The sequence below is a fragment of the Haloferax sp. AB510 genome, from assembly GCF_024136985.1.
Lineage (GTDB): Archaea > Halobacteriota > Halobacteria > Halobacteriales > Haloferacaceae > Haloferax.
Map to the genome: position 1 here is coordinate 74,821 of NZ_JAMYJY010000005.1, position 12,436 is coordinate 87,256.

The window sequence follows — 12,436 nt, forward strand, 5'->3', positions numbered from 1 at the left end:
CGGCGGGGAAATCACACCGGAACCGCGAGACGAGACCGCCCACAAGCTTATCCGCTCTACGGGTGTCATATCGGGGTATGGTACTGACACCCCTCGCGCTCACCCCGTTACAGCTCGGCGGCCTGCTCGCCGGGCCGCTCGGTCAGATGCTCGTGGTGCTCGTGGCCGTCGCCGTCGTCATCCTCGTCGGCCGACTGTTCCTCAAAGTCGCGTGGCGACTGGTCACCATCGCCGCCATCATCGTCGGAGCGCTGCTGCTGCTTTCGTTCTTCGGCATCAACGTCCTCTGAGGCGGCAGCAGAGCCGTCTGTCCGCGGCTGAAAAGTGAAGGTAGCTCGGCGGGGTCGGGCAGGGTCGGATTCAGCAGTCGTCCCTCAACGCGGCTGGATCCGACCTGCTCAGGCCACGTCGAAGCCGGCGACAGACGTGAGGAAGTTTCTGACGACGCCGTGTCCCGACCCCGTGAGCACGCTCTCCGGGTGGAACTGGACGCACTCGATGGGGTACTCGCGGTGGCGGACGCCCATCACGAGCGCCTCGCCGTCGTGGTCGGTCGTCGCCGAGACGTCGAAGCAGTCGGGTACTTCGGTGGCGACGAGCGAGTGGTAGCGGCCGGCCGGGAAACCGTCTTCGAGGCCGGCGAAGACGCCCTCTGCGTCGTGGTCGACCGGGAACGCCTTGCCGTGAATCGGCTCCGGCGCGTGGCCGATAGTCCCGCCGTAAGCGTACACCGCGGCCTCGAGGCCGAGACAGACACCGAGGGTCGGAATCTCGGTCGAAAGCTCCGTGAGCACGTCGTTCGTCACGCCCACGTCGCGGTCGTTCTTCGGATGACCCGGCCCCGGCGAGATGACGATGGCGTCGGGGTTCAGGTCGCGTATCTCGTCGAGCGACGCGGTGTTCTTTCGCACCTCGATGTCGAGCGGTTCGCCCTCGACGGTCTGCTCGGAGAAGTACTCCACGAGGTTGTACGTGAACGAATCGAAGTTGTCGACGACGACGAGCCGAATCGCCGTCATTGCGACACCTCCTCGGTCCCGTACTCGATGCGGCGGACAGCGTCGAGCACCCCGCCCATCTTCTGTTCTGTCTCCTCGTACTCCGCGGTCGGGTCCGAGTCGGCGACGATGCCGGCTCCCGCGCGGACGGTGATGGTGTCTTCCGCGCCGTCGGATTCGACCGTCGCGGTTCGGATGACGATTGCCATGTCGGCGTCGCCGGTCCACGAGTAGTAGCCGACGCCGCCGCCGTAGACGCCGCGGGGCTCGTCTTCGAGGTCGTCGATAATCTCCATCGCGCGGACCTTCGGCGCGCCGGTGAGTGTCCCCGCGGGGAACGTCGCGCGCGTGGCGTCGAAGGCGTCCGAGTCGGGGCTGGGCGTCCCCGAAACGGTCGATTCGATGTGCTGGACGTGGCTGTATTTGATGATACTCATGAAGTCCTCGACGCGGACGCTGCCGGGCGTCGAGACCCGGCGCACGTCGTTGCGGCCGAGGTCGACGAGCATCGTGTGCTCTGCGCGCTCTTTTCCGTCGGCGAGGAGTTCGCCGGCGAGGCGGCGGTCCTCGACCGGACCGGAGCCGCGCTGGCACGTCCCCGCGATGGGATTGACGACGACGCGGTCGCCCCTGACGGAGACGAGCGTCTCGGGGCTCGCGCCGACGACGCGCCGGTCGCCGTGCCGGAGCAGGTACATGTACGGCGATGGGTTCACCTCGCGCAGCGAGGCGTACAGGCCGACCGGGTCGACCTGTCCGTGGAGCTTCCGGGTGCGCGAGATGACGCCCTGATAGATGTCGCCGTCGCGGACGTGTTCTTTCGTCTTCCTGACCGCGGCCTCGTACTCCTCGCGGGAGCCGGCTTCCTCGCCGGTTCGCTCGAAGCCGCCGGGCGAGGGGTCGTCCGCCGCCCGGAGCTTTTCGGCGACGCGTTCGGCCTCGGCGACGACGCCGTCGTACACCTCGCCGGGGTCGTCGTCGGGCGAGACGACAGGGGTGCAGACGAGGCGAACGGCGTCCTCGCGGTGGTCGAACGAGAGGGTCCGGGTCGTGAGGACGAACTCGGCGTCCGGGTCGTCGGTGTCGGGGCGCTCGCGGCCGACCTCGTCGAGCCAGAGGTCGTAGACGGCCTCGTAGGCGAGGAAGCCGACCAAGCCGCCAGTGAGGGTCTGGCGGTCCGTCTCGGGGAAGTTGACGCGCGGGAGGTCGGGGAGCGCGCCACGCAGAGAGTCGAGCACGTCGCCGTCGCCCGCACCGACGAACTCCGCGGCGGGACCGCCGAGGTCGGTCACGTCGACGCCGTCGGGGCCGACCGTCACGACCGCTTCGGGGTCGTAGCCGACGAACGAAAAGCGGGCGTGCGAGTCGGCGACCGTCGCGGGCGCGGAGAACGCGCCCTGCGGGTTGCTGGAGGAGACCTTTTCGGCGCTCTCCAAGAGGAAACCGTAGTCGCTGCGGTCGGCGAGGGTCGTGTACGCGGCCAGCGGGTCCACGGACACGTCGAGGTCGGTCACGAGGTGCGTCACGACCGGCTCGTCCGCGTCGCCGACGAGGTCGACGAACTCATCGCGGTCGGTGTCGGGAGCCGTCACGCGACGACCTCCTCGTGGTCGTCGGACTCCCCACGGGCCGCCTTCGCCGCAGCGACGAAGGCGTGGACCGCGTCGTGGTCCTTGACGCCGCCGGAGGCCTCGACGCCGCTTGCGACGTCGACACCGTAGGGGTCGACCGTCCGAACCGCTTCAGCGACGTTGTCGGGCGTCAGACCGCCCGCGAGTACCACGGGCACGTCGACCGCCGCGACGAGTTCGCGCGAGGCGTCCCAGTCGTGGGTCTCGCCGGTGCCGCCCGCGCCGGACGCGGAGGGAGTGTCGACGAGGATAGCGTCGACGACGGGCGCGAGGTCGCGTGCGCGGTCGAGGTCGGTCGCGTCGACGACGGGGACGACGCCGACGCCCGTCGCGCGGAGCGAGTCGAGGTCGTCGGCCGCGAAATCGCCGTGGAGTTGGAGTACATCGGGTTGGACCTCGCGGGCAAGGTCGCGGGCGTGGTCGATGGAGTCGGGCATCGTCACGAGAACGGTCGTGAGGAACGGCGGCGCGGCGGCGAACAGCTCGCGGGCGCGCTCGCGAGGTATCTCGCGGGGCGTGTCCACGGGCACGTCGCAGATGGCACCGACCGCGTCGGCACCGGCCGCGTCGACGGCGGCGAGGTCGGCTTCGTCGGTGACGCCGCACACTTTGACGCGGGTCATCTCACGCCTCCCGGAGCGCGTCGAGTTTGGCTTTCGCGGCGCCGGACTCGATAGCGTCGCGGGCGACTTCGACGCCCTCCGCCAGCGAGTCCGCGAGGTCGGCGACGTAGACGGCCGCGCCGGCGTTGGCGAGAATGAGGTCACGCTTCGGCCCAGTCACGTCGCCGGTGAGGATGCCTTCGAGGTCGTCGGCGTTCTCCTGCGGGGTACCGCCGGCGACTTCCTCGATGGGGGCCTGCTCGAGGCCGAGGTCGGCAGGCGTGAGGGTGTACTCGGTGATTTCGTCGCCGTCGATTTCGGCGACCGTGGTCGCGTCGTGGAGCGCGATTTCGTCCATGCCGGAGCCGTGGACGACGAGGGCGCGCTCGACGGGCATGTGCGACAGCGACTCGGCGATGACGGGGACGAGGTCGGAGTCGTAGACACCGAGGACCTGCGCGTCGGCCCCGGCGGGGTTCGTCAGCGGCCCGAGGACGTTGAAGATGGTCCGCATACCGAGTTCCTTCCGCGGGCCGATGACGGCCTTCATCGCGGGGTGGAACACGGGCGCGAGCATGAAGCCGACGCCGTTGTCCTCGATGCACGCCTCGACGGACTCGGGTTCGGCCTCGACGTTCACGCCGGCGACCTCCAGCACGTCGGCGCTCCCAGAAGACGAAGAGACGGAGTAGTTGCCGTGCTTGGCCACCGCCGCGCCCGCGCCGGCCGCGACGAGCGCGCTCGTGGTCGAGACGTTGATGGTGTTGTAGTCGTCGCCGCCGGTGCCGCAGGTGTCGACGAGCGGGCCGCGGTCGGGCTCGATGGTCAGGGCGGCGTCGCGCATTCCCTGCGCGAAGCCCGCGATTTCGGCCTCGGTCTCGCCTTTCGCTCGGAGCGCGGCGAGGAGCGCGCCGATTTGCGCCTCGGTCGCGTCCTCGAAGACCGCCCGCGCGGCGTCGCGCGCCTCCTCGACAGTCAGGTCCGCACCGCCAGTCACACGTTCGATATAATCCTGCATTGGTAATCACCGATGTACTTCTTCGGGTTATGATGTACAAATTCGTACATCGGCTTAAGCGTGTCGGGCTGGCGAAAATCGCCGGCATCGAACGGTCACCGCTCGGGGTGAATCGACCGCGTCGGACGGTGGGAGCGCGCTGTGACCCGAATCGCCGCACGTAGTCCGATTCGAAAGCTTAAATTGTAACCCCGGACAACGGAGAGATGCGTCCGAACGGGCGCGGGAAGCACCGTAACCGGGTTGGTGGTCTAGTCTGGTTATGACACCTCCTTGACATGGAGGAGGCCGGCAGTTCAAATCTGCCCCAACCCACTACTTTCTCGCAACGAGTTATCTACCGAGCACCGCGTAGCGTGTGCTCGGTGCCACGAGTCGCGTGCAATCGTGTCGCGGGCAGATTTGAACCAGCGAGCAACGGCGACACGCAGTGTCGCAGTAAAACGAACGGCGAAGCCGTGAGTCGCAGAGCGTTGCGAGTGAGGTTCACGCGAGCGAAACGAGCGTGAATCGCGTCTAGTGACCCGTCCCCGTGCATTTCGACACCGCACCACCAACCACTATGGCTTCTGCCCGCGAATCCCACCCCATGACCCTCCTGCAAATCCCCGGCGGTCCCGAACTCGTCATCCTCGCGCTGTTGCTCCTCATCCCGCTCGCGGTCGTCTATCTGGGTTACAAGCTCATCCAGTCGCTCCGGGCGTTCGAAGCGGGCAGAGAAGAACGGTCACAGCGGTAGTCACGACGACACGTCGGACCGGGTGTCGTCGTTCCGGGCGTCCGCGCTGTGAGTCGGTGTCGCCGACCGCTGTCGTCGGTGGTGTAGACGCGCCAGTTGGAGCGTCACCGCGTAGCCGACGACGGCGAGGACGACGGCGAGAATCGTGTTGCCGACGAGCTGTCGGAGGAGGATGTCGAGACCGGCGCTGAGCGACACGTCCGCGACCGATGTGCCCGGAACCGGGCCGAGCAGGTGCGACCCGAGCCAGAAGCTCGCGCCGTAGACCGCCCACTTGACGGGCGGGTTGAAGACGACGAGCGTGGCGACGAGCGCGAGTCGGCTCGCCCGCTCGACGAAGTAGGCGATGAGGGCGAACAGCGCGAGGGCGGTCCCTGCGGTCGGCATGGCCACGAAGAAGACGCCGAACGCGAAGCTAGCGGCGACCTCGTGGGGGGTGTGGTCCGCCGCGAACGCTCGTTCGAGGCCGGACCGGACGCGGGGACGAATCGACGCGAGACGGTCGTACACTCGTCGCGACTAGAAGCGAGACGACGTTATCAACGCTTCGCCGAGTTTGGTCCGCGGTAGCAATCGGTGTAGGGTAACCGGCGAGCAGCGATGGGGTCAGCGGAACCGGCGGTCCGACTCCCACTTGTCCTTGAGTTCTATCATCTGGCCGACGCCGCGGGCCACGTCCGAGAGGTGAAAGGCGATATCCGTCGCGGTCACGATGCCGACCATCTCCGCGCCGTCGACGACGACGAGCTTTTTCACCCGCTGGTCGCGCATCTTCTCCGCGGCCACGCGCGTCGTGGAGTCCGGTCGGACCCACTTGATGGGGTTCGACATGACCGCACGGGCCGGGACCGCGGCGAGGGGCTTGCCGCTCGCCACGCCGGCGCGGAGCGCGTCCGACTCGGTGACGATGCCCGCGGGACCGCCGTCGGCCATCACGACGACGCTTCCTGCTCCCTCGCGGAGCATGACTCGCGCGCAGTCGGCGACGCTCGACCCCAGTCCGACGGTCGCCACCTCCTCGGTCATGATTTCGTCGACGCGCATCTCAGTCGTCCGCGGGCAAGGGTTCTCGCTCGGGGTGGGAGTCGGACGCGGAGCGGGACTGGGCCGGGTCGGTGCTCGCGCCGGAGCCGGCGGCCGCGTCGCCGAGCACGTCGTCGACGGTCGCTGAGACCTCCTCTCCGTCGTCGACCTCGAAGGCGTCGAGAAGGTCGTCGAGGTGGCTCACGTGCGACGAGAGCTCGCGCACGTCCCCGTTGACGTCGACGAGTGCGGCGCTCTGCTCTTCGGCGGTCGCGGAGACGTTCTCGGCCTCGGCGGCGGTCTCCTCGGAGATACCCGCGATCTCGTCGGTCATCGACAGCACCTCCTGAGAGGAGTCGGCCTGACTGCCCGTGGCGTCCGAAATCTCGTGGACGCTCGCGGTCGTCTCCTCGACGCGCTCGACGATGCCGTCGAAAGACGAAAGCGCCTCGTCGACTGAGGTGGCGCTCTCTTCGACCTGCGCCCGCATGCGTTCGATGCGGGAGATGACGGCGTCGCGCTGGGTCTCGATTTCGGCGACGAGCGACTCGATGTCGCCCGCCGAGGACTTGGTCTCCTGTGCGAGCTGTTTGACCTCGTTGGAGACGACGGCGAAGCCCTCGCCGGCCTCGCCCGCGCGGGCGGCCTCGATGTTCGCGTTGAGCGCGAGGATGTCGGTCTGTTCCGCGATGTCGGTGATGACCTCGACGATGTCCTCGATTCGAGCGAGGCGGTCGTCGAGCTCGTGGACCTCGCTGACGGTCGCCTCCGTCTCGGCGCGCACGGCGTCGATGTCGTCGAGAGCGTCGGTGGCGGCGGTCTGTCCGTCGAGCGAGCGTGCTTCGGCTTCCTCCGTGAGTCGGACGAGTTCGTCGGCCGACGAGGCAATCTGCTGGATGGACGCCGAGAGGTCGTTTATCTCGTCGGCGGCGGCGACGAGGCTGTCCGTCTGCTCGCTCGCGCCCTCGGAAATCTGCTGGACCGAGGCCGACACCTCCTCGCTCGCGGCCGAAACGTCGTCGGCGCGGTCGGCCACGCGGTCGGCGAGCGTCGCCACGTCCTCGCCGAAGGTCTTGACCGTACTGACGGTCTGTTCGATGTCGTCCATCATCTCGTTGTACGCGGCGGCGACCGTCGCCATGTCGCGGCTCTCGGAGTCGGTCGAGAGGCGCACACGGAGGTCACCGTCGGCCGCGCGGGTCATCGCCTCGCTGTAGGCGCGGGCGTCGGCGCGCTGGTCGCGGAGGTCGTCGCGAAGGTTGTCGACGCCGCGGACGACCTGCCCGAACTCGTCTCGCCGGTCGGTTTCGACCTCCACGTCGAGGTCGCCGTCGCGGAGCGCGGAGACGGTCGACGCAAGGTCGACGAGCGGGAGCGCGGTGTTCCCGCGAACGATGAGCGCGAAGGCGACGAAGCCGAGCATCGAAAGCGCGAGCAACGTCGCAATCTGGAGACCGACGCTCCGGGAGAGCGCGAAGACGCTGCTCGCGGGGGCGTGCAGGAGGAGCACGCCACCGGAGACGGGGACGTGCGCGACGACGTGCGGCGAGGAGACGAAGCCCTCGACAGGGGCGAGGCGGCTGACGCCCGTCTCGCCGGCGAAGGCGGCGTCGAGTTCGGACGCCTCAGCGGCGGGATAGGCGACGTTGGATTGGCCGCCACCGCCGTCGTAGAGGACGCGTCCGTCGCTCGTGACGAGTTGGGTGAAGCCGCCGTCGATGTGGTTACCGTCGAGCGCGGCCCCGAGTGAGGACGCCTCGGCGACGAGGACGATTGCACGGGGCTCGATGGACGGAAGCGGCGCGACGAAACCCATGTAGGCGACGCCGTCTTCGACGTAGACGGTGGTCCGCTCGACGCCGTCGTCCGAGAGGTCGGCGCTCGCGGGGAGCGGAAGCGACCCGTCTTCGAACAGCGTCGTCCCGACCGCGCCCTCCTCGGACGAGCCGAGGACGGTCGTCGTCTCGGTGTCGACGAAGTGGAGCGCGGCCACGTCGGCGGGCATGTCCTCTTTGGCGGCCGTCAGGGTCGCCGAGGACCGCCCGTCGAGGGTGCTCCCGGCGGAGGGGTCGTCGGCGACGATGGTCGCGAGACGGGTCCGCTCGTCGAACCACGTGTTCACCTGCAGGGCCTCGCGTTCGGCCTCGGTGAGCAGGTCGGCGCGGGCGTCCTCGTCTATCGTGGATGCCGTCTGTTGATACTGGACGACTCCGACCCCAGCGACGACGACTGAAACGAGCAGCATCGCGGCGACGAGCCGCCGCGTGTAGCTCTCCGTAATCGCATCAGGAAGCCGTGATTCGGCCTCCAAAACGAGATTCTCGGCCATTACCGTATCGACCGGAATACGGTGCATAAATCCGCGCACTTGAGTATCAAACAAGATAATCGAGTCGGAGGCGACGGCGTTCGGGCCGTCGACGTGCGCGAGTGCCTGCGGGCGATGCGAGCGCCAACGATACATCTGTCGAGCGCTAGCAAGCCACATGGAAACCGAGTTCCGCCTGCTCGTGGCGGGCTTCTGTATCGTCGCGCCGTCGCTCCTGTTCGTCGGATTCGTCAGGCTGCTCGACGCCATGCGCGAGGACGACCTCGTCGAGCGCGTCCTCGACAGGATCGACGAGGGCGGCGGGCCGACCGGGACGGCGCTCGACCCGACGACGTTCCTGCGGTCCGCGCGGGAGAAGTCGCGCCGGCGGACGGCGGTCTGCCGGGAGTGCGGCGTTCCGAACGCGACCGATGGCGGGCGCTGCGGGCTATGCGGCGCGACGTTGCGATAGGGCCAAAAAGAACCGAACCGAGTTGAAACCCGCGTTCGAGCGGGCTTAGAGGAAGTCTTCGATGTGGTCGGCGACCTCGTTGGGGGTGTCACCGACGGGGACACCCGCGTCGTTGAGGGCGGAAATCTTGGACTCCGCGGTGCCCGTTCCCGAACCGGAGACGATAGCGCCGGCGTGACCCATGCGCTTGCCCGGCGGTGCCGTGCGGCCGGCGATGAAGCCGGCGACGGGCGTGTCCATGTTCTCCGCGATGAACTTCGCGGCCTGCTCTTCGTCCTCGCCGCCGATTTCGCCGCACATGACGACAGCGTGCGTGTCGGGGTCGTTCTCGAACGCTTCGAGGGCGTCGACGAACGACGTGCCGATGATGGGGTCGCCGCCGATGCCGATGGCGGTGGTCTGGCCGATGCCGCGCTCGGTCAGGTTCGAGACGACCTGGTAGGTGAGGGTGCCGGAGCGGGAGACGAGACCGACGTTACCCTCCTCGAAGATGTTGCCGGGGAGGATGCCGAGCTTGGACTCGCCGGGGGTGATGATGCCCGGGCAGTTGGGTCCGATGAGACGCGTGTCGGTCTCCGACAGGCGCTTGTTGACCTTGGCCATGTCCTGCGTCGGGACGCCCTCGGTGATGGCGACGACGAGGTCGAGGTCCGTGTCGAGCGCCTCGAAGATGGCGTCGCCGGCGAACGCCGGTGGGACGAACACGACCGAGGCGTTGGCGTCTTCCTCGTCGACCGCCTCTTCGACGGTGTCGTAGACGGGGATGCCGTCCACGTCCTGACCGCCCTTTCCGGGGGAGGTCCCGGCGACGACGTTCGTGCCGTACTCAACCATCTGGCGGGTGTGGAACTTGCCTTCGCCACCCGTGATACCCTGTACAACTACCCGCGTGTCGTCGTCGACGAAAATGCTCATTGGGACACCTCCTGTGCGTTCTTGACGGCACGCTGGACGGCGTCCTCCAGCGTCCCCTCGACCTGTACGAGGTCCGTGTTCAGAATCTCCATGCCCTCCTCGGCGTTCGTGCCCGCGAGGCGGACGACGACCGGCTTGGGAATCTCGTCGAAGCTCTCCAGCGCCTCGTTGATACCCTTGGCGACCTCGTCGCCGCGGGTGATGCCGCCGAAGATGTTGAACACGACGGAGTCGACGTTCTCGTCGGAGAAGACCATGTCCAGCGCGTTCGCCACGCGCTCGGCCTTCGCGCCGCCGCCGATGTCGAGGAAGTTGGCGGGTTCGCCGCCGAAGTAGTCCACGAGGTCGAGCGTCGTCATGACGAGCCCGGCACCGTTGCCGATGATACCGACGTTACCCGACAGGCGGACGTAGTCGAAGCCGTACTCGCCGGCCTTGGCTTCGAGGTCGTTCTCGTAGGCGTCCTCTTCCATCGCCGCGAGGTCGTCGTGACGGAACAGGGCGTCGTCGTCGATGTTCATGACGGCGTCCGCGGCGACGATGTCGCGGTCGGACGTGATCATGACGGGGTTGATTTCGATGTCCGACGCGTCGTTCGACTCGTAGAGGTCGTACAGCGTCGTGAGGAACGAGGCGACATCGAATGCGACGTCGCGGGGGATGCCCGCCTCGAAGACGACCTTACGCGCCTGATACGGGTGCAGGCCGAACGCGGGGTCGATGTGCTCGCGGGCGATTGCGTCCGGGTTCTCCTCTGCGACTTCCTCGATGTTGACGCCACCCTCCGTCGAGACCATCGCGACGGGCTTGCCCTCGCTGCGGTCCATCGTGATGCCGACGTACAGCTCGTTTTCGAAGTCGACGCCGGCCTCGACGAGCACTCGGTCGACCGTGTAGCCCTTGAGGTCCATCCCGAGGATGTCCTCTGCGGCCTGTCGAGCCTCGTCCTCGTCCATGGCGATTTTGATGCCACCGGCCTTGCCACGCCCACCGACGTGTACCTGCGCCTTGATGGCGGCGGGGTATCCGATCTCCTCGACCGCCTCCATGACCTCCTCTACCGACGACGCGAGACGGGACTCTGGCACCGGAATCCCAGCCTCTGCGAAGATATCCTTCGCTTGGTATTCGTGAAGCTTCATTACCATGCGTGGGAGGGAAAGGCACGCGCTTAAATCCCATTCATCTACGTTCAGGGTCGACGGTGTCAGACTCACCTAATAGATGACTTGTTTTGCATATATGCATTCTATGAGGGCTGAGCGGCACGCGTAGGGTCAAATTAACCCGAAGCTCTGGATAGGAAAACACTTTTGCGTATATGCAATCTAAAGCGCATACAGAGATGAACCCAGATACGCTGGATCTAATCAGCAAGAACATCGAGAGGAACCACGACAAATACGTGGCAATGGGTTCGCCCGGAGAGGTCGCCGAGGACCGAGTCTGAGCTAAAATCCGTTTTCCCGACCGTGGTTGATTACGCTTCGTAACTGTTTGAGCGTCGGCTTCATCGGCATACGATTCTCGCAGTCCAAGAGGAAATTTCGGAAATAGCGATGCCAACTAACGTATAGTTCGTCTTTCAGCCACAGGGAATTGTATTTCACATCCGAATGGAGGCCACGAATTATCTTGGAATGCAGTACGGCACGCTCAATATGATCTCCGGGCCACTCCTCGTCGGGAAAGTCGACATCGTTCTGCTTCAGTAAACCGTACAAAGAGGCCATCCCTGTTCGATGGTTCGCATCCGGAAACGTGTGAATTCCAGCAAACGCACGCATCCAATGAGCACACTGCTGTGAGAGTGATTCTGTCCGTGGGAACTCGCGGAGCAAGCGGTTTAGTTTCCAATCGGTAGCTCCGAGAATTTTTTGTTGGGTATATGTTGGCGATTCGTTGAGGATTCGATAGTCGTTCTCCGGATCTCTGAAGAACTGGAGGTTAATCTGCTTGATGTCTGTCGGGTCTAACTTCGAAAAGTCGGTGAGACGCCAGTCGGAGACACAGAGTTCCTCATCGATGACGAGATCCTCCCCAGAGAACCAGGGAGAACAACCCTCCTCGGCGAAGACGGCCTCGCCAGATGCGGTCGCTTCGAATGTATCTTCAGCGACTTCCACGACTGCCCCTACACGGGCGAGCAAGCGGCATTGAAGCCGAATTACGTTCTCTCGAAACCGGTCCTCCGCGAGATCCTCGGGCGTGGAAACCCCACGCTCTACTAGCCGGCTCAAGAGTTGTTTCTCAGAGAGGTACATCGGACCGCCTCGTTTCTGCCACGGCGCGAGGTTTCGGTCCATGGTGTAGGGAAAATACGTAATAGGATAAGAACTTCTGTGTGACTATGCGCGCTGTCAGATTCCACGACCACGGCGGACGCGACGTGCTCCAAGTAGACGACATCGACACGCCCGACCCGGCGGCGGATGAGGTACTCGTTGAAGTCGCGGCCGCGGGCGTCAACCCCGTCGACACGTACTTCCGCGAGGGCTCGTACCAACCCTTCGCGATGCCGATGATTCCCGGCGTCGACGTGGCCGGGACGGTCGCGGCGGTCGGGGCCGACGTCACCGGCTTCGCCGAAGGCGACCACGTCGTCGGCACCGGCATCGGCAAGGACCACTACGGTGGCTACGCCGAGTTCGCGGCCGTGCCGACCGACCGGCTCGCGGTCCTCTCGGACGACGTGGACCTCGTCGCGGCCGGCGGCGCGGGCGTCGCCGA

At 66.3% G+C, this 12,436-nt stretch carries 14 protein-coding genes and 1 tRNA gene; 5 read left to right on the plus strand and 10 right to left on the minus strand.

Translation table 11 applies throughout. The features are described from left to right. The first annotated feature begins 77 nt into the window (after positions 1-77). Entirely contained in the window at positions 78-290 is a 213-nt protein-coding gene (locus NKF06_RS01975) for a hypothetical protein (protein ID WP_058827606.1), read from the plus strand. Between the two features lie 108 nt (positions 291-398). Here NKF06_RS01975 and trpG read toward each other — a convergent pair whose 3' ends face one another. From trpG to trpD, 4 genes are read right to left on the minus strand one after another with little or no spacing between them, the layout of a single operon-like run. Further along, positions 399-1,019, minus strand: coding sequence for an anthranilate synthase component II (gene trpG, locus NKF06_RS01980; protein WP_253244355.1), 621 nt, complete (start codon positions 1,017-1,019; stop codon positions 399-401). Continuing rightward, a complete protein-coding gene (gene trpE, locus NKF06_RS01985) occupies positions 1,016-2,590 on the minus strand; it encodes an anthranilate synthase component I (RefSeq protein WP_253244356.1) in 1,575 nt (524 codons plus the stop codon). The genes trpG and trpE overlap by 4 nt, the downstream gene beginning before the upstream one ends. Then, positions 2,587-3,252, minus strand: a complete 666-nt coding sequence (trpF, locus tag NKF06_RS01990; protein ID WP_253244357.1) for a phosphoribosylanthranilate isomerase — start codon at positions 3,250-3,252, stop codon at positions 2,587-2,589. Before trpF ends, trpE begins: the two co-directional genes overlap by 4 nt. 1 nt (position 3,253) lies before the next feature. Further along, positions 3,254-4,249: an anthranilate phosphoribosyltransferase gene (gene trpD / locus NKF06_RS01995; protein ID WP_058827603.1), complete on the minus strand. Its 996-nt coding sequence runs from the start codon at positions 4,247-4,249 to the stop codon at positions 3,254-3,256. Between the two features lie 240 nt (positions 4,250-4,489). On the opposite strand from trpD, the gene NKF06_RS02000 reads away from it, so the two are divergent. Together NKF06_RS02000 and NKF06_RS02005 are read left to right on the plus strand one after the other, a co-directional pair. Continuing rightward, positions 4,490-4,564: transfer RNA gene (locus tag NKF06_RS02000), tRNA-Val, on the plus strand. A 274-nt stretch (positions 4,565-4,838) separates the two neighbouring features. Further along, complete coding sequence (locus NKF06_RS02005; RefSeq protein WP_172795794.1) at positions 4,839-4,988, plus strand: hypothetical protein; 150 nt, start codon at positions 4,839-4,841, stop codon at positions 4,986-4,988. On the opposite strand, the gene NKF06_RS02010 is transcribed toward NKF06_RS02005, so the two are convergent. The 3 genes from NKF06_RS02010 to NKF06_RS02020 form a co-directional block, all read right to left on the minus strand. Next, entirely contained in the window at positions 4,989-5,498 is a 510-nt protein-coding gene (locus NKF06_RS02010; RefSeq protein ID WP_253244358.1) for a DUF2062 domain-containing protein, read from the minus strand. Between the two features lie 96 nt (positions 5,499-5,594). Then, complete coding sequence (locus tag NKF06_RS02015) at positions 5,595-6,032, minus strand: CBS domain-containing protein (RefSeq protein WP_253244359.1); 438 nt, start codon at positions 6,030-6,032, stop codon at positions 5,595-5,597. Position 6,033: 1 nt separating this feature from the next. Next, positions 6,034-8,340, minus strand: a complete 2,307-nt coding sequence (locus tag NKF06_RS02020) for a methyl-accepting chemotaxis protein (RefSeq protein WP_253244360.1) — start codon at positions 8,338-8,340, stop codon at positions 6,034-6,036. A 157-nt stretch (positions 8,341-8,497) separates the two neighbouring features. Here NKF06_RS02020 and NKF06_RS02025 point away from each other — a divergent pair, with 157 nt between their 5' ends. Further along, the gene (locus tag NKF06_RS02025) at positions 8,498-8,791 is read left to right on the plus strand and encodes a zinc ribbon domain-containing protein (protein WP_253244361.1); all 294 of its coding nucleotides are present in this window, start codon (positions 8,498-8,500) and stop codon (positions 8,789-8,791) included. A gap of 45 nt (positions 8,792-8,836) precedes the next feature. On the opposite strand, the gene sucD is transcribed toward NKF06_RS02025, so the two are convergent. From sucD to NKF06_RS02040, 3 genes are all read right to left on the minus strand, one after another. Continuing rightward, on the minus strand, positions 8,837-9,706 hold the full coding sequence (sucD, locus tag NKF06_RS02030; protein WP_007274603.1) for a succinate--CoA ligase subunit alpha: 870 nt from the start codon (positions 9,704-9,706) through the stop codon (positions 8,837-8,839). Further along, positions 9,703-10,848, minus strand: a complete 1,146-nt coding sequence (sucC, locus tag NKF06_RS02035; RefSeq protein WP_058566995.1) for an ADP-forming succinate--CoA ligase subunit beta — start codon at positions 10,846-10,848, stop codon at positions 9,703-9,705. Before sucC ends, sucD begins: the two co-directional genes overlap by 4 nt. 309 nt (positions 10,849-11,157) lie before the next feature. Next, entirely contained in the window at positions 11,158-12,012 is an 855-nt protein-coding gene (locus NKF06_RS02040) for a hypothetical protein (protein WP_253244362.1), read from the minus strand. A 44-nt stretch (positions 12,013-12,056) separates the two neighbouring features. Between NKF06_RS02040 and NKF06_RS02045 the strand changes: the two genes are divergently transcribed. After that, the coding region (locus NKF06_RS02045) for an alcohol dehydrogenase catalytic domain-containing protein (protein WP_253244363.1) at positions 12,057-12,436 on the plus strand (380 nt) is incomplete at its 3' end.